Here is a 22253-nt window from a genome sequence, read left to right on the forward strand (position 1 = left end):
GGTGGAGAAGGGCTGCCGAAGCGGGCGGACGAGGCTGCGCAAGAGCGGCAAGACGGGCAGGCCATGCGGCAAAACGTTTGACGTTTACGTAAAAATCAATTAGCCGGTAGAGCGAGGATCGGCCGGCGCTGGGCGGGAAAGCCGCTGTGGGAGCCGGCGATCAGAGGAGGTCTTGCGGCCGATAGCGGTGCGCGTCCCGGACCAAGGTCGGGACCTTTGCCGAGGCGGATCAAGGGACTTGATATCGGTACAAGCGATTGCGGAGGAGCATGCCATGTACAGAGCGCCGGTGGAAGAGATTGCATTCACGCTGAAGCACGTGGCGGGATTGTCGCCCGCCATTGCCGATGGCCGGCTGGGCGATCTCAGCGAGGATCTGGTGGATGCCATTCTGTCCGAAGCGGGCCGCTTCGCCACGGAAGAAGTCGCGCCGCTGGCCGAGATCGGCGACCGCCAGGGCGCCAGGCTGGTGGATGGCAAGGTCATCGTGCCGGAGGGCTGGGACAAGCTCTATCGCCATTGGGCCGAAGGCGGCTGGAATTCGCTGACGGCCGCGCCCGATTTCGGCGGCCAGGGCCTGCCGCATATGCTCAATGTCGCGGCGCTGGAAATGTGGAATGCCGGTTCCATGGCCTTTGCGCTGGGCCCGACGCTGACCATGGGCGCCGTCGACGCCGTCACGGCGCATGGTTCGGAGGCCTTGAAGAACCGCTATCTGCCCAAAATGGTATCCGGTGAATGGACCGGGACGATGAACCTGACGGAACCGCATGCCGGCTCCGATCTCGGCGTGATGAAGACGCGCGCGGAACGCCGCGACGACGGCACCTATCGCCTCTTCGGCCAGAAGATCTACATCACCTGGGGCGAGCACGACATCACCGACAATATCGTGCATCTGGTGCTGGCCCGCCTGCCGGATGCGCCGGCCGGCACACGTGGCATTTCCCTGTTCCTCGTGCCGAAATTCCTGGTGAATGACGATGGCTCGCTCGGGCCCCGCAACGACCTGCACTGCCATTCCATCGAGCACAAGATCGGCATTCATGGCTCGCCGACCTGCACCATGATCTATGGCGACGGCCATTTCGGCGATGAGCCGGGGGCTGTCGGCTATCTGGTGGGCGAGGAGAACAAGGGTCTGGCCTGCATGTTCACCATGATGAACAATGCAAGGCTTGCCGTCGGCATGCAGGGCGTCGCCATTTGCGAGGCTGCCACCCAGAAGGCAATCCAGTATGCGAAGGAACGCACCCAGGGCAAGGCGCCCGGCTGGTCGGGATCGGGCATGTCGCCGATCATCGAGCATCCGGATGTCGCCCGCATGCTGGTGACGATGAAGGCGCTGACGCAAGGCGCGCGCGCCATCTGCTATGCCTGCGCCCACGCCACCGATATGGCCCATGCTGCAGACGGCGATGAGGCGCGCCATTTTTCCGAGCGGGCCGCGCTCCTGACGCCGATTGCCAAGAGCTTCGCCACCGATGCGGGCGTCGACGTCGCCTCGCTCGGCATCCAGGTGCATGGCGGCATGGGCTATGTCGAGGAAACCGGTGCCGCGCGTCTCTGGCGTGATTCCCGGATCGCGCCGATCTACGAAGGCACCAACGGCATCCAGGCGGCCGATCTGGTGACGCGCAAGCTGCCGCTCTCCGGCGGCGACCAGGTGCGCGGCTTCATTGCCGAACTGAAGGCGATCGCCGGTGAGGTGCGGGCCTCCAATCAGGACGGCTTCGGCCAGACGGCGGATCGCCTTGCGGCAAGCCTTGCCGATCTGGAAGAGGCGACGGATTGGCTTCTCGCCCGTCTCGGCGAAGGTCAGGCCGAGGCCGCGCTTGCCGGTGCGACGCCCTATCAGCGCCTGTTCGGCCTGGCGCTCACCGGCGCCTATCTCGCCAAGGGCGCGCTTGCCGATGCGGAGCATGGCCAGGCGGAGCGCCTGGTTCTGTGCCGTTTCGCTGCGGAGAACATGCTTGCCGAAACGGCGGCGCTGAAAGATCGCGTCGTCAATGGTGCGGAAAGCCTGGCGGCGGCGCGGGCTTTGTTTGCTTGAAAATCCTCCTCAGACCTCCCCCTTGCGGGGGAGGTGGCCGGCAGGCCAGAGGGGGACTTCTTGGCTTCTGCCCCGCGACGGGACCAGCGTGAACAAGGACAAATTCATGACCGACCATATCCTGATCGAACGCCCTGAGGCCCATGCGGGCGTGGCTGTCATCCGGTTCAACCGCCCCGACAAGAAGAATGCCATCACTGCCGACATGTACCGGAGAATGGTGGCCGGGCTGCACGAGGCGGGGCAGGATGCGGCCATCCGCGCCGTTGCCTTTCTTGGCACAGAAGGCTGTTTCTCCGCCGGAAACGACATGGCGGATTTCCTCTCCTATGCCATGTCGGGCAGCGCGGAGCCGCCGGCCGCCGTCGATTTCCTGAAAGTGCTCGCCAGTTATGGCAAGCCGCTCGTTTCCGGCGTGGATGGCCTTGCGATCGGAATCGGCACGACGATCCATCTGCATTGCGACATGACGATCGCCTCGACGCGGAGCCTCTTCAGAACGCCTTTCGTCGATCTGGCTCTGGTGCCGGAGGCGGCCTCCAGCCTGATCGTGCCACGGGTGATGGGCCATCAGCGCGCCTTTGCCCTTCTGGCGGCAGGGGAGGGATTTTCCGCCGAGGCGGCGCGCGAGGCGGGGTTGATCTGGAAGGTCGTCGCGCCGGAAGAGGTGGAGGCCGAAACGCTGAAACTTGCTGCCGCCCTTGCTGCAAAGCCGGCCGGCGCCATGAAGATCGCCCGCAACCTGATCCGCGGCGATAGCGAAGAGATCCTGTCGCGCATCGATGCCGAAATGGTGCATTTTTCGGCCCAGATGCGCAGCGCGGAAGCGCGGTCCGCCTTCGAGGCCTTCCTGAAGCGCAAATAGGCCGGCTGACGGCGCGGATGGCGGCCCTTGCCGAAGCCGGGGCTGGGACACTTTCAGGCTTTGTTAAGATGTTCGGGCCGATGGTCTGAGAGCCGCGCAGTTTCGTGCCGTCGATCCTGCGCGGACCGGACACGAATGAAAGAAAGCACCGGAGCGTGAGGCGCCGTGCCTTTCGCCTTTGCCGCGGCGCCAGAGGGAGATTCGGCATGACAAGATTGATGACCGGCCTGGCACTGCTGCTGCTGACGGCTGCCGCCGCCGCCGCACAGACATCCGGGCCCAATACCCGCGTCGACACCAATAATGGCGAAAGACCCCGACAGCGCTATGTCTGCGTGGTTCCGGCGCCCGATAGCGCGCAGCAGAACCAGCCCAATGTCTGCCGGGCGCAGGCGGGTCGCGTCGGCGGCTCGTGCCGCTGCAATGGCGTGGTAGGATCGGGCACGCTGCGCCTGGGATATTGACGGGGGGCGTGGTCCTGACGGAATGGCGCGCGTGATCCGGGCGGACGGGGGGTCTGACGGACGGGGGCGGCCGCCGCCTCTTCCCTATCCCGCGATCAGTTCGTCTCGCCGGGCGTGAAGCCGAACATGTAGATCGCCGCCAGCACGAGCGCGATGACGAAGATGGTCAGAACGAAGGTGATCATGCCGCTGCGGGCTTTTTGTCCGGTGTCTTTTGCCATGCCCGCTCAACGTCCGGGCACGGCATTGGTTCCTCACGGGGTGGCTGGCTGCGGGCCATGCCGGACCCCCCCGGTTCCTGTCATTGAGATCTGCTCTTATTCGCCATCCAGCGGCTCGACCGCCTGCGGCTTGCCGCTGCGGTCCAGGCGGATTTTCTCGATCCGGTTTTCGGCGGCCGAAAGCAGGGTCTCGCAATGCTTCTTCAAGGCTTCGCCACGCTCGTAGATGGAGATTGATTCATCCAGCGCCACATCGCCGCGTTCCAGCCGCGCCACGATCGTTTCCAGTTCCGCCACCGCCTTCTCGAAGCTGTAGCCGCTGACATCCGGGGCTGTCGCGCTCTCTGCCATTGTTAGCCTTTCATCAGTCTGAGGATATGCAGGCCGGCCGATTCGGCCAGACCCTCCAGATCATAGCCGCCTTCCAGCAGGCTGACGACCCGGTTGCCGGCGTATTTCCCGGCGATTTCCATGATCCGGCCGGTCGCCCAGTCGAAGTCGTCGCCGACCAGATTGATCTGCGCCAGCGGATCGCGATGATGCGCATCGAAGCCCGCCGAGATCAGAATGAAGTCGGGCCGGAATTCGTGCAACGCCGGCAGCACGCGGGAGGAAAAGGCGTCGCGGAAGTGCTCGCTGGCGGAATTGCTTTCCAGAGGCGCGTTGACGATGTTGCGATGGGCGCCGGTCTCCCCCTTCTCGCCGGTCCAGGGGTAAAGCGGCATCTGGTGAGTGGAGCAGAAGAGGACGGAAGGATCGTCCCAGAAGATATCCTGCGTGCCATTGCCGTGGTGCACGTCCCAGTCGACGATCGCCACCCGTTCCACGCCATGCACCTTCTGCGCATGGCGGGCGGCAATCGCCACATTGTTGAACAGGCAAAAGCCCATGGCCTTTGACTTTTCCGCATGATGGCCCGGCGGGCGCGAGGCCACGAAGGCATTGTCGATTTGTCCCGTCATCACATCGTCAACGGCTGCCATGGCGCCGCCAATGCCGGTCAGCGCGGCCTGCAGGCTCTTGGCGCTGACATGGGTGTCGGCTTCGATCTGGCGGATGCGGTCCTCTTCTTCCGGGATCTCGCGCATGACCGACAGGAGATGGCTCTCCGGATGCGCCAGCAGCACGGCATCTTCATTGGCCTGCGGCGCCGGTTTGCGGTCGAGCGGCGAGAAATTCGGATGGGTCAGCGCCAGGGACAGCGAGCGCAGCCGGTCCGCCCGTTCCGGATGACCCTCCGGCGTATTGTGCTCCAGGAAGATCTCATGTTCGTAAAGGCGGGTGGTCATGGCGATGAGGCTCCTGTGAGGTCATGCCGACATGGCGCAAGACCCGGCATATTTCAAGAGATTGCAGCGCGATCGCAAGCAATCCCGGCCATTTGCGCGCCCTGCGCACTCTCTTTGTGTTTCACGGCCCGCCCGCATTGCTTGTTTCGCGCGCTCCGCCTGCCGGTTTGTTTTTGCAGGCCTTGCCCATAGTGTTTGTTTTGCACGCTCTATCGCGGAAGGGGCGGCTTGTTCCCGCGGCCGGTCTCGTCTTTAATGGAGGGTGAGGAGCACCAAGAGGAGCGGATGGCAGCATGGGGGCAAGCACTATGACGGCAGGCAAAACGACAGCGAGGCGAATGTGACGAAGGAGACCGCCTATGGCTTCACCGTGCCGATGCGCGATATCGGCCCTGGCGGCACGATGCACAGCTTTGCCTATATCGCCTATGCGCAGGAGGCGCTCGCCGCCTTCTGGGCAGGGCGGGCTCATGAGGCGGGCGATCCGGTCTTCTGCGTGACCAAGGTCGGCTGTCATCTGCACAAGCCGCTGCAGAAAGGCGATCGGGTCGAGGCCGAGGTGCGCGTCTCAAAGATCGGCGGCAAGACGGCCGGCTTCACGATTTCCATGTATCGGGTCGCGGGCACGGATCGCCAGCTGGCCGCCGAGGCGGAGATCGTCTGGACCGCCTGTCACGCCGAAAGCGGCGAACCGGTGCCGCTGCAGGAGGACCTCCGCGACTGGCTGTATCGCAATCTGGAGTGACCGGCGGGGGAAGCGGCCTTCGGCTACGCCGCGTCCGGATGCCTCACGCCCGGATGCCTCAAACCCTGTGCGGCAGGAGCGGATAGCCGATGATCACCGCCCTTGCGGCGAGCGTCGCGATCGCCGCCTTCAGCAGATCTGCGGGAAGGAAGGCGAGCGACCCCATGGCCACCGTGTCGAGCGGCGTGCCGGCCACCAGCCAGACGACCGGAATGCCCAGCGCATAGACGGTCAGGATGCCGCCGATTGCGCTGGCCAGGAAAAAGCCCGCCATTTGCCGCACCGCCGATTGGCGCTCGGCCACCAGCCGTTCCGCCAGAAGTCCGGTCACGGCAGCGCCGACGATCCAGCCGAAAATATAGCCGGCCGTCGGGCCCATCAGCAGGCCAAGCCCGCCCCGTCCGCCGGACAGGACCGGCAGGCCGATCGCCACCAGCACCACCAGGAGGGCATAGGCCAGAGCGCCGCGCTTCGCGCCGATAATGCAGCCGGCCAGCATGACACCCATGGACTGCGCGGTGATCGGCACCGGCAGCCAGGGAAGGGGAACGGGCGGAATGAGGCCGAGCACGACAATGATGGCGGTGAAAAGGGCGGCAAGCACGAGATCGCGGGTCGTCATGAAAATCTCCAAACAACAGGGGCCGGACCGGCATCGGGAAAAATCTAGCAATCCTATTGGCGGCGAATTCCGCGGGCGTCAATCGCCGTCGCGATCGTATCGGCATCGCGGAGCGTGGAGATGATGAGCGGCCCGAGCATGCGGTGGATCTTGACCGGCACGCCGCGGGCCTGATGCGCCTCCTTCAGCACGGCGTAGCGAGCCAGGATATCCGGCACGAAGCGCAGCACCATGCCCACCGCCAGCCCGGCATCGGCAGCCCGCAGCAGGCCCAGCCGCTCGAGCGGCAGCAGGAGGCGCGTCAGGACCTCCATGAAAGCGGCGATCGAGGTCGTGGCCGTTACCGCGCCCGCCAGGACCAGGATGCACAGCAGGCGCAGGCTCGTGGATAGCGCCACCTGCGGCGAGACGAGCACGAGGTTGATCGCGCCGAACAGGATGATGGTCGCCAGCACCGGCCGCAGCCGGCAAACGCCCTCGCGCAGGCCAAGGCCGGTCTGCGCGTAGACGAGAACGGCCAGGCTCAGCGCCGCCGCCAGAACAAGGGGATTATCGACGAAGACGAGGAGAAAGCTTGCGATGGCCAGGCCAACAAGCTTTGCGGCAGCGGGCATGCGGTGCAGGCGGCTTTGACCCTGGACATGCAGGCTGTTCAGCATGCGGCGATCTCGGCGTAGCGTTGAACGGCTGCCGCGCCATGGCCGTCAAAGGCAAGCGCTCCCTCGTGAAACACAAGCACGCGCGCAAAACCCTGCACCAGGTCGAGATCATGGCTGATGACGATCGCCTGCTCCTCCAGCCCCTCCAGGGTGGCTTTCACCAGAGCCCGGTTCTTCAGGTCCAGCTGGTTGGTCGGCTCGTCGAACAGGATGAGCTTCGGCTGCGTCACCACCACGGCGGCAAGGGCCGCCAGCTGCAACTGCCCGCCCGACAATTCGTGCGGCCGCCGGTCCGCCAGCGCGGCGATGTCGAAACGGGCCAGCACCGCATCCACGGCGGCCGTCACCGCCTCCTTCGACAATCCGCGGCTTTTCGGGCCAAGCGCGATATCGTCGCGAATGATCGGCAGGATGATCTGGTGCCCGGGATTCTGGAAGATGAAGCCCGTCGCCGCCATGACCGCCTGCGCATCGTCCACCGTGTCCAGCCCGTCCAGCGTCACACGGCCGCTGCTCGGCTTGGCAAGCCCGTTGACCAGGCGCGCGAAGCTCGTCTTGCCCGAACCGTTCAGCCCGATCACGCCGATCCGGCTTTCGCAAAGGTCGAGCGACAGGGGATGGAGCGCAACCCGTTCGCCATATCTCAGTTCCGCTCTATCGAAGACGATATGCAAGGCCTGTCATCCGCTCTTTCATGAAGCAAGGTTCACCTGCGCCTCTATACCCGCTGCCGGGCAGAAGGGAAACTCTGCGCCACGCCACCAAACGGCACAGAAGGCGATTGAACAAAATAGGAACATTGGCTAGCTTCAGGATATGACGAATCCGATCGACAACCGGCTGGCCCGGCACATTTTTCTCGACCGCCAGGGCCTTTCCCGGGCACCCAATCGGCTGCTGGGCCGGCAGGGATTGCTGGAGCTCATCGAGACGCTGGGCTTCGTCCAGGTGGACAGTATCCAGACGGTCGAACGGGCCCATCACCAGATCCTGTTTTCCAGGAACCAGACCTATCGCCGCGAGGATCTTGCCGCGCTTCTGGAGACGGATCGAAGCCTGTTCGAACATTGGACGCATGATGCGGCGGTCATCCCTTCCGCCTTCTTTCCCTACTGGAAACACCGTTTCATTCGCCGCGAAGAGCGGATCCGTGCCCGCTGGGCGCTCTGGCAGGGACGTGATTACGAAGCGGCGATCGCGCAGACCTATCGCCGCATCTGCGATACCGGTCCGGTCCTGGCGCGCGAGGTGAAGGAGGAGGATCACAAATCCGGCGGCTGGTGGAACTGGCACCCGTCCAAGACGGCGCTGGAATTTCTCTGGCACACGGGCAAGCTTTCCATCACCCGGCGGGAAAACTTCCAGAAGGTCTACGATCTGTCGGAGCGCGTGATTCCGGCGGACCATTTTGCCGCCGAAGTCGACGAGGCCGCCTTTGTCGACTGGGCCTGCCGGGCAGCGCTGGCGCGGCTCGGTTTTGCCACCTCGGGCGAGATCGCCGCTTTCTTCGACCTCATTTCCCCCAAGGAGGCGAAGGAGTGGGTGATCCGCAATCGCGACGCCCTGGAAGAGGTCACGCTGCAGACGGCGGATGGTCGCCTGCGTCCCTCCTTCGCGCTGGCCGATCAGCTCGCAAGCCTCCACGATGTGCCGGAGCCGCCCGCGCGGCTGCGGGTCTTGAGCCCCTTCGACCCCTTGCTGCGCGACCGCGACCGGGCGGAACGCCTCTTCGGCTTCTCCTATCGCATCGAGGTTTTCGTGCCGGAGCCGAAGCGGCAATATGGCTATTACGTCTTTCCGCTCCTGGAAGGCGAGCGCATGGTCGGCCGTATCGACATGAAGGCGGATCGGCGGGCGGGCGCGCTGGTGGTCAAGCGTCTCTGGTGGGAAAAGGGGGTGCGCGACAGTGCGGCCCGGCAGGCCCGGCTGGAGGCGGAGCTGCAGCGCCTGGCCCGGTTCACAGGCGTGGAGAGAATAGAATTCCTGCCGGATTGGCGCGGCTGATCACGCTCCGGCACCGGCTGTGACAACAAGGGCCGTCGATCGGCCGAAAGGATGCTCATGCCCCAAGGCGAATACCAGCTGGACGCGCAATTTCCGGCGATCGAGGATTATCTTCACCTGCGCAAGGCCGCCGGCCTCACCCCCTTTTCCCGCGAGGCGGCGGAACGCGGGCTGAAGGGCACGTTTTTCGGCGTCAGGATCAGGATCGGCGAAGATATTGTCGGCATGGGCCGCATCATCGGCGATGGCGGCTGCTTCTTCCAGATCACCGATATTGCCGTCCTGCCGGACCATCAGGGCAAGGGGCTCGGCAAGGCCATCATGGCGGCGCTCGTCGCCCATCTTCAGGATACGGTGCCGGCCACCGCCTATGTCAGCCTGATCGCCGATGTCCCCGCCAACCGCCTCTATGCGCAGTTCGGCTTCCGCGAAACGGCGCCGCGCTCGGTCGGCATGTCGATGGTCATCGCCAAATAGCGCGTGATCCGACGCGCGTGACGCGAGGCTAAAAAGACGATCCTTGGAACGCGGAAAGTGAGAGCGCCGATCCGATCCAGTCCGATCGAATTGCGCTTCTCAAGGCAGGCGGGCTGAAGCGGGGCCTGTCATCCCCTGTCCGGGTGACCCGAGAGGCGGCCGGTCTGGCCGCGATCGCGCAGATAATGGTCGGCCAGCGCGCAGGCGATCATGGCCTCGCCGATCGGTGCGGCGCGAATGCCCACACAGGGGTCGTGGCGACCCTTGGTACGCACCTCGACATTGTTGCCGTCCGCATCGATCGATTGACGCTCCGTCAGGATGGACGAGGTCGGCTTCACCGCAAATCGCGCCACCAGCGGCTGGCCGGTGGAAATGCCGCCCAGCACGCCGCCGGAATGGTTGGACAAGAAGAAGGGCCGGCCATCATTGCCCATGCGCATCTCATCGGCATTCTCCTCGCCCGACAATTCGGCGGCAGCGAAGCCTTCGCCGATTTCGACGCCCTTGACGGCGTTGATCGACATCAGCAGCGAGGCGATATCCTGATCGAGCTTGCCATAGATCGGCGCGCCGAGACCGGCCGGAACATTGTCCGCCACCACCTCGATCACCGCGCCGATCGAGGAGCCGGCCTTGCGGATCTCGTCCAGATAGGCTTCCCAGACCGGCACCATCTCCGGATCCGGGCAGAAGAAGGGGTTCTGGTCGATCTGGTTCCAGTCCCAGTTGCCGCGATTGATCTTGTGCCGGCCGATCTGCACCAAAGCCCCGCGAATGGTGACGCCCGGAACCACTTTGCGGGCAATGGCGCCGGCGGCAACGCGCGCGGCGGTCTCGCGCGCAGAGGAGCGCCCGCCGCCACGGTAATCGCGAATGCCGTATTTCAGGTCATAGGCATAATCGGCATGGCCCGGACGGTAACGCCGCGCGATCTCGCCGTAATCCTTGGAGCGCTGGTCGGTATTCTCGATCAGCATGGAGATCGGCGTTCCGGTCGTCGTCATGGTGACGCCATCCTCCGCCAGCATGACGCCGGAGAGGACTTTCACGATATCCTCTTCGCGCCGCTGGGTGACAAAGCGCGACTGACCCGGCTTGCGCTTGTCCATATAGGACTGGATCTCGGCCGCAGTGAAAGTCAGTCCCGGAGGGCAGCCGTCGATCACGCAGCCAAGCGCCGGGCCATGGCTTTCCCCCCAGGTGGTGACGCGAAAGAGATGACCGAAGGAATTGTGCGACATGAGACCCTGACCGTTGAGCGGACATCGTCATGGCAGACCCATGACGGCGTAAAGACGTGGAACGGCTCTCTCATAAAGCCGGATGGCGAAGGGTGTAAACGCTTTTTCCCGCAGAACCCGCTGATAATAACCAAGCCGGCGGAAACGAAGCAGACTCGCATTGGCCGGCGGCATGGCGCAGCCGGTCGGCCGCCGCAGCCGTCGGCCGGGCAGGCGGTCAGGCCACCCGGCTGAAGCCGCTGCGGGCGCGGGCGGAAAATTCCGCAAAGGGAATGGGCCGCGCAAAGGCATAGCCCTGCAGCATGTCGCAGCCAAGGCTGCGCAGCATGGCGGCATGTTCCATCGTCTCGACGCCTTCGGCCACCGTTTCCACGCCGAGCGATTTGGCGATCTCGATGATCGAGCGCACCAGCGAACGCTCCTGCGGCGCCGACAGGATCGGCATGACGAGCTGCCGGTCGATCTTCAGGCGCTTCGGCTTCAGCTTCAAAAGGCTGACAATCGAGGTATGACCCGTGCCGAAATCATCGATTTCGATATCGATGCCCAGCGCCTTGATGCGCTCCAGATTATAGGTGACCAGATCATCGCTCTCGTCGAGGAAGATCGATTCCACCAGTTCGAAGGCGATCTGGCCGGGCGATATCGCCAGGGTCTCCAGCGTCGAGACGAGGTTTTCGTCGCGCAGCCGCTTGGAGGAGACGTTGACCGAGACGCGCGGGACTGTGATGCCGCTGGCCGCCCAGCGCATCTGGTCCTTCAGCACCTGTTCGAGAACCATCTGGTCCAGCACCGCCGAGACGTTCAGCTCCTCGGCGATCGGCAGGAAGAAGTCCGGCGTTACAAGCCCGCGATAGGGGTGCTGCCAGCGCACCAGCGCCTCCACGCCCACCAGTTCGCGCGTATCGGCGCAGAATTGCGGCTGGTACCAGGTGATGAATTCGCCGTTTTCGATGCCGCTCAGGATCTCGTCCGCCGTGCGTTTCTGGGTGATGATCTCCGCCTGCAGGTCCTGCGTGAAGAATTCGTAGCAATTGCGCCCCTTGGCCTTGGCGCGGTAGAGCGCGATATCGGCATTGACGAGCATGCGGCGGGCATCGACATGGCTGCCATTGGCCTGGGCAATGCCGATCGACACCCCGCAGCGGCATGAAAATCCTTCGAAATCCATCGGCTGGCGGACTTCCGAGATGATCCGGTTCGCCAGTTCGGCGACCTCGCTCTGATCCGACAGGGAATTCAGCAGGATGACGAATTCATCGCCGCCAATGCGGGCCACGAGGGCATTGGCCGGCACGTTGCGCCGCAGGATCTGCGCCGTGTGGATGAGCATGGCATCGCCCGCCGCATGCCCCAGCGTATCGTTGATCTGCTTGAAGCGGTCGAGGTCGAGATGCAGGATGGAGGCCTGCGTGCGCTTGCCCTGGTTGTCGGCGGACAGCGCATCCAGTTCCAGATCGAGCTTGCGGCGGTTGGCAAGCGCCGTCAGCGGATCGTGCAGCGCATTGTGCTCGATCCTCTGGCGGGCTGTCTCCAGCTCCATCGCCTTGGCTTCGGCCTCCTGCTTGGCGGCCTCCAGCTTCTGCGTCATCTGCACGTCTTCGGTGACGTCGAAGGCGATGCCGACGATCTTCACCTGGCCTTCGCGCATGACATGCGCCTTGCCGATGGAGCGGACATAGCGGATGCTGCCATCCGGCTGCGGGACGCGCACCGTCAGCGTCTCCTTCATCGATACCGGCAGCTTGGGCGAAATCCGGCGGGCCATCTGGCGGTCGTCCGGATGGATCATCTCCAGCCATTGCGCCGAAGGGATCACGCCGTCGCCATAGGCAACGCCGTAGAGCTGGCACATGCGCGCATCCCAGACTTCGGTGCCGCTGGTCGGATTGCTTTCCCATATGCCGCAATTATAGGAGGCCAGCGCCAGGTTGAGCCTGGTCGTCAGCTCCTCCAGCTCCTGTTCCCGGTTGGAAAGCTCGTCAAGCGCCATTTCGAGTTCGATATTCTTGGCTTCCGCCTCGTGCCGCGCCGCCTGCATCTTCTGCGTCAGGCGCATATCGTCGGTGACGTCGAAGGCAATGCCGACGATCTTCTTGGAGCCGTCGCGCATTTCGTGGCCCTGGCCGAAGGAGCGGACCCAGCGAATGCTGCCATCGGCCTGCGGCACGCGCACCGTCAGCGTCTCGCGAATGCCGCGGGGGAAATTCGGCAGGATTTCGGTGGCCAGGGCGCGATCCTCCGGATGGACGAGCGACAGCCAGGCTTCCCGGGTCATCCGGCCGTTCGTATAGGGGATATTGTAGAGCTGGCACATGCGGGCGTCCCAGACCTCCACGGCGGTCTCCTGATTGGTCTCCCAGATGCCGCAATTATTGGAGGCAAGCGCCAGGTCGAGGCGGCTGGACAATTCTTCCAGTTCCTGTTCGCGGCGCGACAGCTCCTCCAGCGCCAGCTGCAATTCCGCATTCTTGATGTCGCCATCTTCCTTGGCGTGGCGCAGGGTCTCGTTGACCATCATGTCGGAACTGACATCCCAGACAATGCCGGTGGTGCGCGTGCTGCCGTCGGCGCTGCGATAATTGGCGCCGGCCGAGCGCAGATAGCGGATCGTGCCGTCTGCCAGGCGCACCCGATAGGTCTGGGTACAGGGCAGCGAGGAACAGATGCAGGTGAAGAAATGCGCTTCCGCCGCATTGATGTCGTCGGGGTGAACGGCGGTCAGCCATTCGTCGAGCCGGCTTTCGCAGCTTTCCGGCGTCAGGCCGTGCAGGCTGGCCGCCCGGCCATCCCAGATCAGGTGATTGTCGTCCTTCACCTCCCAGATGCCGATATTGGATGTTTCCATCGCCAGGTTGAAGCGCTGCGAAAGCTCCGTCAGATTGGCCTCGCGCGACATCAGGAGCGCGATGTGCCGGTTGCGCTCGCCGACCAGCAGGCTGGCGATGAACATCGGAACGATGAGGGCGATGCCGGCGGGGATCAGCATCAGCCGGAAAGAGGCCTGATCCTGCGGCAGCGCATTCCAGCCGTCGCTCGGGACCGCAGACACCTCGAAGGCGCTGCCGGCGAGCGGAATGGCGGACACGAGCGGCGAAAGATCGCTGAGATCGGCGCCTGTCAGGCGCGTCTTGCCCGATCCGTCCAGATGGTGGATCGCCACATGCATCCAGCCGGCACCGACGGTTTCCTGCAGACTGATCTGCGATGTGGAGATATTGATCCCCGCCTTTGCCATCATCCGCTCAAGGTCGATCAGCAGGACAAGCCGGCCCCCGCTGACGGTCTCTTCTTCCACCGGCACGACCAGAAAGACGACGCTCTCGTCCATCTGCCCGAAAGCAACGCCGCGATCGGCGGTCAGGGAGGTTTGGAGGCGTTGCGCCAGGCCATCGAGATCCAGGCCATCGATCCTGCCGGAAAGCCTCGTGCGGCCATCCCCGATGCTCTTATCGGGCAGGATGAGATTGGCCAGCACATCGCCTTGTGAAAGGGCCACGCCGATAACGGCCGGATTGCGCTTGAAAAGGTCTGCCGTCCTGCGCGTGAACCCCGCGCTTTGCGCACCCTCATGCGTCAGGAGGTGGGACAGCGTGTCGGCCTCCAGCATCTGCGTATCCAGCTGCTGCACCAATTGCGTCATCATCGCATTCATGCTGGCTTCGGCCCAGCTGCGCAGCTGCAGCTGATGCGCCCTGACGCGCTGATAATCCACCGCGACGGCAATGGCGGCGACCGCAAGTGCAATGACCGCGGCGATCGCAATCGGGCGCCGGTAGCCGGAGAGCGACCGCCTGAAGGTCAAGACAGTAGAAAGCCTGGAAAGCAACAGCTGAAAACCTTCGTGAATTCTTCCCCGATGCTGGTGAAACTAGGACTGCGAAGTTAACATCCTATTGCAAGGACTATGTAATAAAGTGGTAGACAAAATCATATGGCCCCCAGATTATCGGCAATGAGAAACACTGTCGGAAGCGGCAGATGGAGCCGCAGACCAGGGCGCAGACCGGCCTTCGAACGGTGGCGCGGAACGGTTGAAAGCATCGGTGCCAGGCGCTGGCTGAAGCCGGCCTGATGACATGCAAAAGCGCTTCCGGAGAGTGCCTGCAGCTCAGCATGCAGGAGACGCGGGAAAGGAAGGGCAGGCACATCATGTGGAGAGAAAGGATCAGCACTTTGAATGGCCATCAGCGCGGGCAAATTTTGCCACATTCGCACGACATCAAGAGGTCCGAACGCCATCAGCCTGAATCATGAGAGTTCTCACCATGCGCCTCTTCCTTGCCGCCCTGCTGACCGCCGCCAGCATTCTGTCGCCACTTTCGGGTCTGGCGCAGAGCATGGATGTCGAGGCCACGATCAAGGCTGTCGACACCAAGAAGCTGAGCCTTACCCTCGATGATGGCAAGGTCTACAAGGTACCCGAGGAATTCAATTTCGACGGGTTGCAGGCCGGGGTGAAGGTCGTCGTCTTCTTCACCATGGTGGATGGCAACCGCGTTGTGGACGACCTGCAGGTCATCCAATAGAGCAGACCCTAGGCCGACGCGTCCGTATACCAATCGGCGCGACCGGCATCGCGATCGATGATGAGAACGCGATCCTGCGGAATGTCGCAGCGCGCAGCCTCCATTTCATCCCAGCCGCCGACAAGCTTCAGCACCGAGCGAATGACGCCGCCATGGCTGACGCAGACCGTCGGCTGCGTGACCGATTGCAGCCAGGCGCCGACCCGCCAGGAGAGGATTTCATAGCTTTCCGCGTCGATGCCGGGCGGGATGAAGCCCCATTTCTGGCGGGAGCGCATCTTCACGCGCTCCGGCGCGACGGCGCGGATATCGTCCAGGGTCTGGCCCTCCCAATCGCCGAAGGAGAGTTCGACCAGCCGCGCATCGGTGCGGTAGGAGGCAGGATCCAGCCCCATTTCCTGGCGCGCCAGCTGCATGGTTTCGCGTGTGCGGGAGAGGGGGGAGGCGACGAAGTCGTACTGCGCAACCTCTTCGCCCAAAAGCAGCGCCAGGGTCCTGCCGTTATGGCGCGCCTGGGCGCGTCCCGTCTCGTTGAGACCGATATCCTTCTGGCCCTGAAGCCTGCCTTCGGCATTCCAGTCGGTCTGCCCGTGGCGGATCATGTAGATGAGCACGGCGCTGCCTTCGAGATCAAAGGGTTTCCAGTCAATCCTTGACGACGGAAATATCCGGAGCGTCGACGGCCTTCATGCCGATCACATGGTAGCCGCTATCGGCATGATGCACTTCACCCGTCACCGAGCGCGACAGATCCGACAGCATGTAGAGGCCGACATCGCCCACTTCCTCGATCGTTACCGTGCGGCGCAGCGGCGCGTTATATTCGTTCCACTTCAGGATGTAGCGGAAATCGCCAATGCCCGATGCGGCGAGCGTCTTGATCGGGCCGGCGGAAATGGCATTGACGCGGATATTCTTCGGGCCGAGATCGACCGCCAGATATTTGACGCTGGCTTCGAGTGCCGCCTTGGCAACGCCCATGACATTATAATTGGGCATGACCTTTTCGGCGCCGTAATAGGTCAGCGTCAGCATGGAGCCGCCATCCGTCATCAGCTTTTCCGCCCGGCGCGCCACCGAGGTGAAGGAATAGACGGAGATCTGCATGGTCTTGGCGAAGTTTTCCGCCGTCGTATCGACATAGCGGCCGGTCAGTTCGTCCTTGTCGGAAAAGCCGATCGCATGCACGATGAAGTCGATCTTGCCCCAGCGTTGCTCGATTTCGGCAAAGACGGCGTCGATCGAGGCTTCGTCAGCCACGTCGCAATGGCCGGCCAGGCTGGCGCCCAGTTCGGCGGCCAGGGGTTCGACGCGCTTCTTGATGGCATCGCCCTGGTAGGTGAAGGCCACTTCGCCGCCTTGAGCATGAATGGCCTTGGCAATTCCCCAGGCGATAGAGCGATTGTTCGCAACACCCATGATGATGCCACGTTTGCCTGCCATGAGGCCAGATGCCTGAGCCATACTCATCCCTCTGAGACTTTAATGAAGGATGCCTATGGCATAGCCCGCCCCTGCGTTCAAGCATGACAAAGATCATCTCCTGTAAGGCGCCGTAACAAAGGGTGCGCGGAGACGTCCGGTTTTGGATACCGTCGCAAAACCTTCAAACAAACAGGCCATGGCGCATATGGCGCATCAGGTCGACTACTTTGGCGTCTGGTTTGTCCCAGAGGACAACCCGCAATTCGACGATCAGGTCGCCTCTTTCGCCGCCCTCCTTCAGGAGGCCGAGGCCGGGAACCCGCACGCTCTGATCCGAGCCGGACCAGGCCGGAACGGAGATCGGAACCTGGCCGCCCGGCGTTTCCACCTCATGCTCGCCGCCCAGCACCGCATCCTCCAGCGAAATCGGCAAGACCGTGTGCAGGTCGTATCCATCGACCTGAAAGCGCTCGTCGCGCTTGACATTCAGCGTCACCACCAGATCGCCGCGCTGCATGCCGGGCAGTCTGAGGCCCTGGCCACGCAGGCGGATTTCCTGCCCGTCGGTCATCCCGGCTTCCAGCGCCATGCGCACGTCGCGGCCATCGGACAGGGCGATCGTGGCGGTGCTCAGTTCCAGCATGTCGGCCAGCGTCACCTTCGCCGTCGCCAGAAGATCCGGCGCCTTTTCCGGTGGAGGCGTTTCGCCGCGCAGCCGCCGCATCAGGGCGCTGATCAATTCGATGGCCTGGAGCGGCAGGGGCGGGGTGGGCTTGGGCTGGGTCGTGCCGCCGGCGCCGGCCTCGTCCAGATCCGCCTCGTCGCGCGTCTGCGCGCCGGATCTTGCCTGCGCCTGCTCGTTCAGCTTGGCCCCGGCGGCCTTGGCCTCTGCGGTCGCGCCGAAAATCCGGGTCACCATTTCCTCGGGCGTTTCAGCGGAGCCTGCCTGGGACTGGGAAGCCTGGGACTGGGAAGCCTGGGACTGGGAAGCCTGGGCAGAGCCGGCCTGGGCGAAGCCGCTCTGGGCATTGCCCTGCTGCTGCTGTTGCTGCTGGGACTGGCCGTCTTCCGCCTTGCGGGCGGCCGCCTGGGCATTGGCCCGCGCCAGTTCCTCCATCACCTCTTCCGCCCGGCGGCGGGCGGCTTTCGCCCGCTCTTCCGCCTGCCTTGCGGCCTCGCGCTGCTGCAGAATGGTCTGCTGCGTTTCCACCGCGCGGTCATAGCGCCGGCGCCGGTCGGGATCCTTCAGAACTTCATAGGCCTGGCCGGCTTCCGCAAAACGGTTGGCCGCCGCAGGATCGTCCTGGTTGTGGTCCGGGTGCAGCGTCTTGGCCTTCGAGCGCCAAGCCGCCTTGATTTCGTTTGCGGGTGCGTCACGTCGCACACCGAGTATGGAATAAGGATCGCGCATCAACACCACCGGTCAAATGAGCGCGCTTGCCTGGCCGGAATGGCGACAAGCTGCCTCGCATCAACTCCCATTGTCAGCTCGCGGTTCCCAGAAGGAGAGCGAGCCTTGTGGAACACAGGCTAGCGGGCCAGGAGGTAAAGATGTTTTGACGCGAAAGCTGAAAATCCGATTAAGCTTACCGAAACGTAAGCATCAGGAGCGCGGGTCGAAGGAGACGAGGCTCCAGCCGCCCGACGGGTTGAGGCAGGCACTGCCGGTATATTGCGCAATGCCGTCGAAGGCATGCCGGGTGGTCACGAAATCGCGGCAGGTGGTGCCGAGTTTGGCCTGTTCGCGAATGGCGGAAACGACGCCGGCGCTTCCGGTGGAGGTATTGGCCCAGGGAAGCGGCGAATCACCCAGCTTCATCAGATCGGTGGAGGTGACGGCATTGAGGATCGTCACCTGGTCGGAGACGGTTTCCTGCCGTGGCTTTGCAACCGTGGCGGTGGAGATGGAACGGTCCACCTTGCTGGCGCCCTCGAACAGGTCGAAACTGCCGCTGGTGCAGCCGGCCAGGCTACCGGCAAGGCTTCCGGCAAGGAAAATCGCGGACGTCATTCGAATCGGAGGTGACAGGCGAAGTCTCATGCGGTTTTGTGTCTTTGCGGTCACTGCCACCTTGCATCCCATCCGGAAAAGGTTCTACGGCTGCATTCGATCAGATCAGGAGCGTTTTAGTCAATATGTCGGAAGAACGGTTAACAGCTGGTGACTTCACGCAAGAGAACGAACCTTTCGGCCTGTTTGCATCCTGGCTGAAGGATGCCGAGGCCTCGGAAGTCAATGATGCCAACGCCGTTGCGCTGGCAACGGTGGATGGCGAGGGCCTGCCCAATGTGCGCATGGTCCTGCTGAAGGGTTTCGACGAACGCGGCTTCGTCTTCTATACCAATTTCGAAAGCCAGAAGGGTCAGGAGATCCTCGGCCAGCGCAAGGCGGCCATGTGCTTCCACTGGAAATCCCTGCGCAGGCAGGTGCGTCTGCGCGGCCCCGTCAGCATCGTCTCCGAGGAGGAGGCGGATGCCTATTATGCCTCCAGGCCGCGCGGCAGCCGCATCGGCGCCTGGGCGTCGAAACAGTCGCGGCCTCTCGAGGGCCGGTTCGCGCTGGAAAAGGCGGTCGCCGAATATACCGCCCGCTATGCCATCGGCGAGATACCGCGCCCCGCCCATTGGTCCGGCTTCCGTATCGAGCCGCAATCGATCGAATTCTGGCATGATCGTCCCTTCCGCCTGCATGATCGGGTGGAATTCCGCCGCGGTCCGGACGGGCATGGCTGGGAAAAGGTCAGGATGTATCCCTGACCGGAAGCGCGGGACCCGCAAGATCCGGCGGCCGGATTTCCGCCGCCTGCCTATCTTTTCCGGTCGGCGTCAGCCGCGCATGATGGCAAAGGGAATGCCGGAGGCCAGCGCCGCCACGCAGCGCGCGCTCTGATAATAGCCGTTCAGCGAAATGCGGGGCAGGGCGGCAAGCCCGCTATGGCTCTCGGCCAGCGCCGGCGCAATGGTGCCGGGCCGGGTGGTCACGGCAAGATCGAAACCGGCCTCCTGCACCAGTGCCTTGTCGCGGGCATCCACGGCATCGTGCGTGCCATAGGGATAGGCAATGGTGCGCGGCGCGGCGCCCGTCAGCGCCGTCAGCCATTGCGACGAGCGCAGGATTTCCTCGCTTGCCGCCGCATCGCTGAGACGCTTGAGAGCCCGGTGGCTGACCGTATGGGCGCCGAGCGTGGCCAGCGGATGCTGCGACAGAGCGCGCAACTGCGCGCCATCCATGGTCAGCCGCGCGGTGATGTCGAGAGGCTCGATGCCGTGCTGGCGGGCAAGCCTGTCGAGAGCGGCGACCGCCTCTGCCTCGTCGCCGTCCCAGATGAACCGGCAGAAGCGGTCGAAGGCATTGAGCTTCTGCGCCGGTGTCGCAATCTCGATCGCCTCCATGCCCCGGCCGAAATCAAAGCTCAGCCGCGACTGCGCGTTCAGCAGCTCCGCCAGAGTTTCCCACCAGATGCTGTGGGTGCGATCGGCAAAACCCGGGGTCACGAAGATGGTGAAGGGGGCGCCATGCCGCTCGAACACCGCAAGCGCGTGATCGGCATTGTCGCGATAGCCGTCATCCAGGGTAAAGCAGGCAAAGCGGCGCGGCTCTGGAGAAGCGAGCCGGCGGGGCAGGTCTGTCAGCGGAATGAAATCGTAGCCGTCGCGCGCCAGCCGGGTCAGCGCCAGATCCAGAAAGTCCGGCGTGACCTCCAGATGCGCGTTCGGATCGATCGCATGGCGCTCGAAGGGCCGGACATGGTGGAGGGTGAAGATCGCGCCCTCGCCGCGCAGCTGCCGCAAGAGGCCGAGCCGCGAGATGAGATGGGCGGCCTCCAGCCCGCCGGCAATCAGGCCACGTTTGATGGCGCGGCGCCAGATGGCATCGAGATGTCTGCTCATTGCGCGCCCGCGATCCCGCTTCTGTCGTCACACCGCATTGTTTCAGATACCGGCGCCTCGCACCAGCCGATTGCAATACGCTAGCCCGCCGAAGGTTAAGCCTTGCTGAAGAGGCGGTGCCGCGGGCGGGGGAAGGAGGCAATCGGCAATAGCCAATAGGCAATAGGCAGTAGGCAATAGGCAATGGGCAGTAGGGGGAGCGAATAGCGAATAGGGAGTAGGGAGTAGGAGAAGAGTCGGGGCAGGCGACAGGGTGGATCGGGGCAAGGCGCCGCCGCGAGCCGATCTCCCCCCTTGAGGGGGAGATGCCCGGCAGGGCAGAGGGGGGTATGATCACTGGTTTCGTCTGAGCACGGTGTCCTTGATGGCGCGCCCAACCTCAGCCGGCGATGCGGCCACCTCCTGGCCAAAGAAGGCGCAGCAGTGGTCAAGGCTCTCCGCCACCACGGCGCAGAGCGCCCGGATCTCGTCGGTCGGCGAAAGCATGTCCGGCACCATCACCGCCATCATCCCGGCCGAGGCGGCGCTGCGGATGCCGTTATAGCTGTCTTCCAGCGCCAGGCAATCGGACGGCGCGATGCCGAGCCGCTCCGCAGCCGCCAGATACGGATCCGGTGCCGGTTTGCCGCGCGGATAATCGCCATGGGCGACGATATGGTGGAAGCGGTCGAGGATGCCGAGTGCGCCGAGATGGTGCTCGACCTGAAAATGCGCAGACGAGGTGCAGACAGCCCGAGGCAGCTTGTGTTCGTCGAGCAGATCGAGAAGCGCCACCACGCCCGGCTTCAGCCGAAGCTCGGTCTCCGTCAGCCGGTCGAAATGGGCAAGCCAGGCGGCGCGGAAGAGATCGGCTTGGAAATCCTGGCCGTAATGGTCGCGCAGCAGCTCGGCAATGCTGACCCAGGGGCGGCCGAGCATGCCTTCGTAGATCGAGGGGCCGATCGGCAGCCCGGCATCTTGCGCGGCTGCGATGATCGACTGGCGATAGAGGATTTCGGTATCGAGCAGCAGGCCGTCCATATCGAAGATGACGGCTTTCGGCGGGCGGGGCAGCATGGACATCTGATCTTGCCTTCAAAAACGCCGGATACCCAAATCCTGAAACCGCATCAAGCGAGAAGTTGCGTGGCCTGGCCCTGCACCGTCAACAGGTCAACGGCTTTCCTGTCGAACGATACGAAAGTTTCGCCCCCCAGCCACTGCCCTTCATAGGCGATTGCTCCGTCTGCGAAGTCACCGCCTGCTTCCAGTACGGCGAGGCCGGCCTCGACCGCGGGCCGGTTCATGACGACATTGCCCGTCTCCAACAGATCGCGGACCGATCGGGCCACATCTTCCCTTGACAGCTTGGCACCCCGCCGAAGGATCCAGACCAATTCGCACAGGCAAGGAAGCGAGACTGCGATGAGCGAGGCCTCCTTGAGACATTTCGAAGCTGCGGCGAATTGCACTGGATCATCCTGCAGCACGGCACGGGCCAGAACATTGGTGTCGACCGAAACCTTCACTCCTCGCCAGCCCAACCGGCGGCAGCGATTTCGTTCATGTCTTCGATCGTCAATGGCGTCTTCACCTTGCCGGCATGCCGCCCGATGAAGCTGTCGATGCTTCCCTGAGCCTTGGCGGCCGTCACGCGAAGTTCTCCGCCCGGCATCTTCTCGAGTTCGATCCGTTCTCCCGGCCTGACGCCTAGATGTTGCAACAGATCCCGCTTGAGCGTGACCTGACCCTTTACGGTGACAGTCAGTGAGGCCATTGGAAATCT

At 63.7% G+C, this 22253-nt stretch carries 25 protein-coding genes; 8 read left to right on the forward strand and 17 right to left on the reverse strand.

What is annotated here, in order from left to right; genetic code table 11:
- Window positions 1–274: 274 nt before the first annotated feature.
- The 3 genes from QTJ18_RS08530 to QTJ18_RS08540 all read left to right on the forward strand — a co-directional run bounded on the left by QTJ18_RS08530 (window position 275) and on the right by QTJ18_RS08540 (window position 3382).
- The gene (locus tag QTJ18_RS08530; RefSeq protein ID WP_252751830.1) at window positions 275–2053 is read left to right on the forward strand and encodes an acyl-CoA dehydrogenase family protein; all 1779 of its coding nucleotides are present in this window, start codon (window positions 275–277) and stop codon (window positions 2051–2053) included.
- Window positions 2054–2159: 106 nt separating this feature from the next.
- On the forward strand, window positions 2160–2918 hold the full coding sequence (locus QTJ18_RS08535) for a crotonase/enoyl-CoA hydratase family protein (RefSeq protein WP_252751829.1): 759 nt from the start codon (window positions 2160–2162) through the stop codon (window positions 2916–2918).
- Window positions 2919–3124: 206 nt separating this feature from the next.
- Window positions 3125–3382, forward strand: a complete 258-nt coding sequence (locus QTJ18_RS08540; RefSeq protein WP_252751828.1) for a hypothetical protein — start codon at window positions 3125–3127, stop codon at window positions 3380–3382.
- Between the two features lie 95 nt (window positions 3383–3477).
- Here QTJ18_RS08540 and QTJ18_RS08545 read toward each other — a convergent pair whose 3' ends face one another.
- The 3 genes from QTJ18_RS08545 to QTJ18_RS08555 all read right to left on the reverse strand — a co-directional run bounded on the left by QTJ18_RS08545 (window position 3478) and on the right by QTJ18_RS08555 (window position 4892).
- The gene (locus tag QTJ18_RS08545) at window positions 3478–3603 is read right to left on the reverse strand and encodes a hypothetical protein (protein ID WP_289851981.1); all 126 of its coding nucleotides are present in this window, start codon (window positions 3601–3603) and stop codon (window positions 3478–3480) included.
- Between the two features lie 96 nt (window positions 3604–3699).
- Window positions 3700–3954: an exodeoxyribonuclease VII small subunit gene (locus QTJ18_RS08550; RefSeq protein ID WP_252751827.1), complete on the reverse strand. Its 255-nt coding sequence runs from the start codon at window positions 3952–3954 to the stop codon at window positions 3700–3702.
- 2 nt (window positions 3955–3956) lie between these two features.
- A complete protein-coding gene (locus QTJ18_RS08555) occupies window positions 3957–4892 on the reverse strand; it encodes a histone deacetylase family protein (RefSeq protein ID WP_252751826.1) in 936 nt (311 codons plus the stop codon).
- A 340-nt stretch (window positions 4893–5232) separates the two neighbouring features.
- Here QTJ18_RS08555 and QTJ18_RS08560 point away from each other — a divergent pair, with 340 nt between their 5' ends.
- A complete protein-coding gene (locus QTJ18_RS08560; RefSeq protein WP_252751825.1) occupies window positions 5233–5637 on the forward strand; it encodes an acyl-CoA thioesterase in 405 nt (134 codons plus the stop codon).
- A 58-nt stretch (window positions 5638–5695) separates the two neighbouring features.
- On the opposite strand, the gene QTJ18_RS08565 is transcribed toward QTJ18_RS08560, so the two are convergent.
- From QTJ18_RS08565 to QTJ18_RS08575, 3 genes are read right to left on the reverse strand one after another with little or no spacing between them, the layout of a single operon-like run.
- Entirely contained in the window at window positions 5696–6259 is a 564-nt protein-coding gene (locus QTJ18_RS08565) for a biotin transporter BioY (RefSeq protein WP_252751824.1), read from the reverse strand.
- A 53-nt stretch (window positions 6260–6312) separates the two neighbouring features.
- Window positions 6313–6918, reverse strand: a complete 606-nt coding sequence (locus tag QTJ18_RS08570) for an energy-coupling factor transporter transmembrane component T family protein (protein ID WP_252751823.1) — start codon at window positions 6916–6918, stop codon at window positions 6313–6315.
- A complete protein-coding gene (locus tag QTJ18_RS08575) occupies window positions 6912–7592 on the reverse strand; it encodes an energy-coupling factor ABC transporter ATP-binding protein (protein ID WP_252751822.1) in 681 nt (226 codons plus the stop codon). Before QTJ18_RS08575 ends, QTJ18_RS08570 begins: the two co-directional genes overlap by 7 nt.
- Before the next feature lie 142 nt (window positions 7593–7734).
- Between QTJ18_RS08575 and QTJ18_RS08580 the strand changes: the two genes are divergently transcribed.
- Together QTJ18_RS08580 and QTJ18_RS08585 are read left to right on the forward strand one after the other, a co-directional pair.
- On the forward strand, window positions 7735–8922 hold the full coding sequence (locus tag QTJ18_RS08580) for a winged helix-turn-helix domain-containing protein (RefSeq protein ID WP_252751821.1): 1188 nt from the start codon (window positions 7735–7737) through the stop codon (window positions 8920–8922).
- Window positions 8923–8979: 57 nt separating this feature from the next.
- Window positions 8980–9399, forward strand: a complete 420-nt coding sequence (locus QTJ18_RS08585) for a GNAT family N-acetyltransferase (protein ID WP_252751820.1) — start codon at window positions 8980–8982, stop codon at window positions 9397–9399.
- Between the two features lie 128 nt (window positions 9400–9527).
- Here the strand turns inward: QTJ18_RS08585 and aroC are convergent, their stop codons facing one another.
- The 3 genes from aroC to QTJ18_RS08600 form a co-directional block, all read right to left on the reverse strand.
- Window positions 9528–10643 (reverse strand): chorismate synthase, encoded by a 1116-nt coding sequence (gene aroC / locus QTJ18_RS08590; RefSeq protein WP_252751819.1) that lies wholly within the window; start codon window positions 10641–10643, stop codon window positions 9528–9530.
- Window positions 10644–10860: 217 nt separating this feature from the next.
- Window positions 10861–14448: a sensor domain-containing protein gene (locus QTJ18_RS08595; RefSeq protein ID WP_252751818.1), complete on the reverse strand. Its 3588-nt coding sequence runs from the start codon at window positions 14446–14448 to the stop codon at window positions 10861–10863.
- A gap of 125 nt (window positions 14449–14573) precedes the next feature.
- Window positions 14574–14885 carry a hypothetical protein gene (locus QTJ18_RS08600; protein ID WP_252751817.1) on the reverse strand — a complete coding sequence of 104 codons (312 nt, stop codon included), beginning with the start codon at window positions 14883–14885 and terminating at the stop codon, window positions 14574–14576.
- Between the two features lie 26 nt (window positions 14886–14911).
- Between QTJ18_RS08600 and QTJ18_RS08605 the strand changes: the two genes are divergently transcribed.
- Window positions 14912–15172, forward strand: a complete 261-nt coding sequence (locus QTJ18_RS08605; RefSeq protein ID WP_252751816.1) for a DUF1344 domain-containing protein — start codon at window positions 14912–14914, stop codon at window positions 15170–15172.
- Between the two features lie 8 nt (window positions 15173–15180).
- Here QTJ18_RS08605 and QTJ18_RS08610 read toward each other — a convergent pair whose 3' ends face one another.
- From QTJ18_RS08610 to QTJ18_RS08625, 4 genes are all read right to left on the reverse strand, one after another.
- Window positions 15181–15786, reverse strand: a complete 606-nt coding sequence (locus tag QTJ18_RS08610; protein WP_252751815.1) for a histidine phosphatase family protein — start codon at window positions 15784–15786, stop codon at window positions 15181–15183.
- 31 nt (window positions 15787–15817) lie between these two features.
- Window positions 15818–16636, reverse strand: a complete 819-nt coding sequence (fabI, locus tag QTJ18_RS08615) for an enoyl-ACP reductase FabI (RefSeq protein WP_252751814.1) — start codon at window positions 16634–16636, stop codon at window positions 15818–15820.
- Between the two features lie 142 nt (window positions 16637–16778).
- Window positions 16779–18008: a DnaJ C-terminal domain-containing protein gene (locus QTJ18_RS08620; protein WP_252751813.1), complete on the reverse strand. Its 1230-nt coding sequence runs from the start codon at window positions 18006–18008 to the stop codon at window positions 16779–16781.
- Window positions 18009–18200: 192 nt separating this feature from the next.
- A complete protein-coding gene (locus QTJ18_RS08625) occupies window positions 18201–18608 on the reverse strand; it encodes an RT0821/Lpp0805 family surface protein (protein WP_252751812.1) in 408 nt (135 codons plus the stop codon).
- A gap of 125 nt (window positions 18609–18733) precedes the next feature.
- Here QTJ18_RS08625 and pdxH point away from each other — a divergent pair, with 125 nt between their 5' ends.
- Window positions 18734–19354 (forward strand): pyridoxamine 5'-phosphate oxidase, encoded by a 621-nt coding sequence (gene pdxH, locus QTJ18_RS08630; RefSeq protein WP_252751811.1) that lies wholly within the window; start codon window positions 18734–18736, stop codon window positions 19352–19354.
- A 69-nt stretch (window positions 19355–19423) separates the two neighbouring features.
- Here pdxH and QTJ18_RS08635 read toward each other — a convergent pair whose 3' ends face one another.
- The 4 genes from QTJ18_RS08635 to QTJ18_RS08650 all read right to left on the reverse strand — a co-directional run bounded on the left by QTJ18_RS08635 (window position 19424) and on the right by QTJ18_RS08650 (window position 22244).
- Window positions 19424–20488: a polysaccharide deacetylase family protein gene (locus QTJ18_RS08635; protein WP_252751810.1), complete on the reverse strand. Its 1065-nt coding sequence runs from the start codon at window positions 20486–20488 to the stop codon at window positions 19424–19426.
- Window positions 20489–20821: 333 nt separating this feature from the next.
- A complete protein-coding gene (locus QTJ18_RS08640) occupies window positions 20822–21550 on the reverse strand; it encodes an HAD family hydrolase (RefSeq protein WP_252751809.1) in 729 nt (242 codons plus the stop codon).
- 47 nt (window positions 21551–21597) lie between these two features.
- On the reverse strand, window positions 21598–21996 hold the full coding sequence (locus QTJ18_RS08645) for a type II toxin-antitoxin system VapC family toxin (protein WP_252751808.1): 399 nt from the start codon (window positions 21994–21996) through the stop codon (window positions 21598–21600).
- A complete protein-coding gene (locus QTJ18_RS08650) occupies window positions 21993–22244 on the reverse strand; it encodes an AbrB/MazE/SpoVT family DNA-binding domain-containing protein (RefSeq protein ID WP_252751807.1) in 252 nt (83 codons plus the stop codon). Before QTJ18_RS08650 ends, QTJ18_RS08645 begins: the two co-directional genes overlap by 4 nt.
- Window positions 22245–22253 lie beyond the last annotated feature (9 nt).

Source organism: Rhizobium sp. SSA_523, assembly GCF_030435705.1.
Lineage (GTDB): Bacteria > Pseudomonadota > Alphaproteobacteria > Rhizobiales > Rhizobiaceae > Neorhizobium.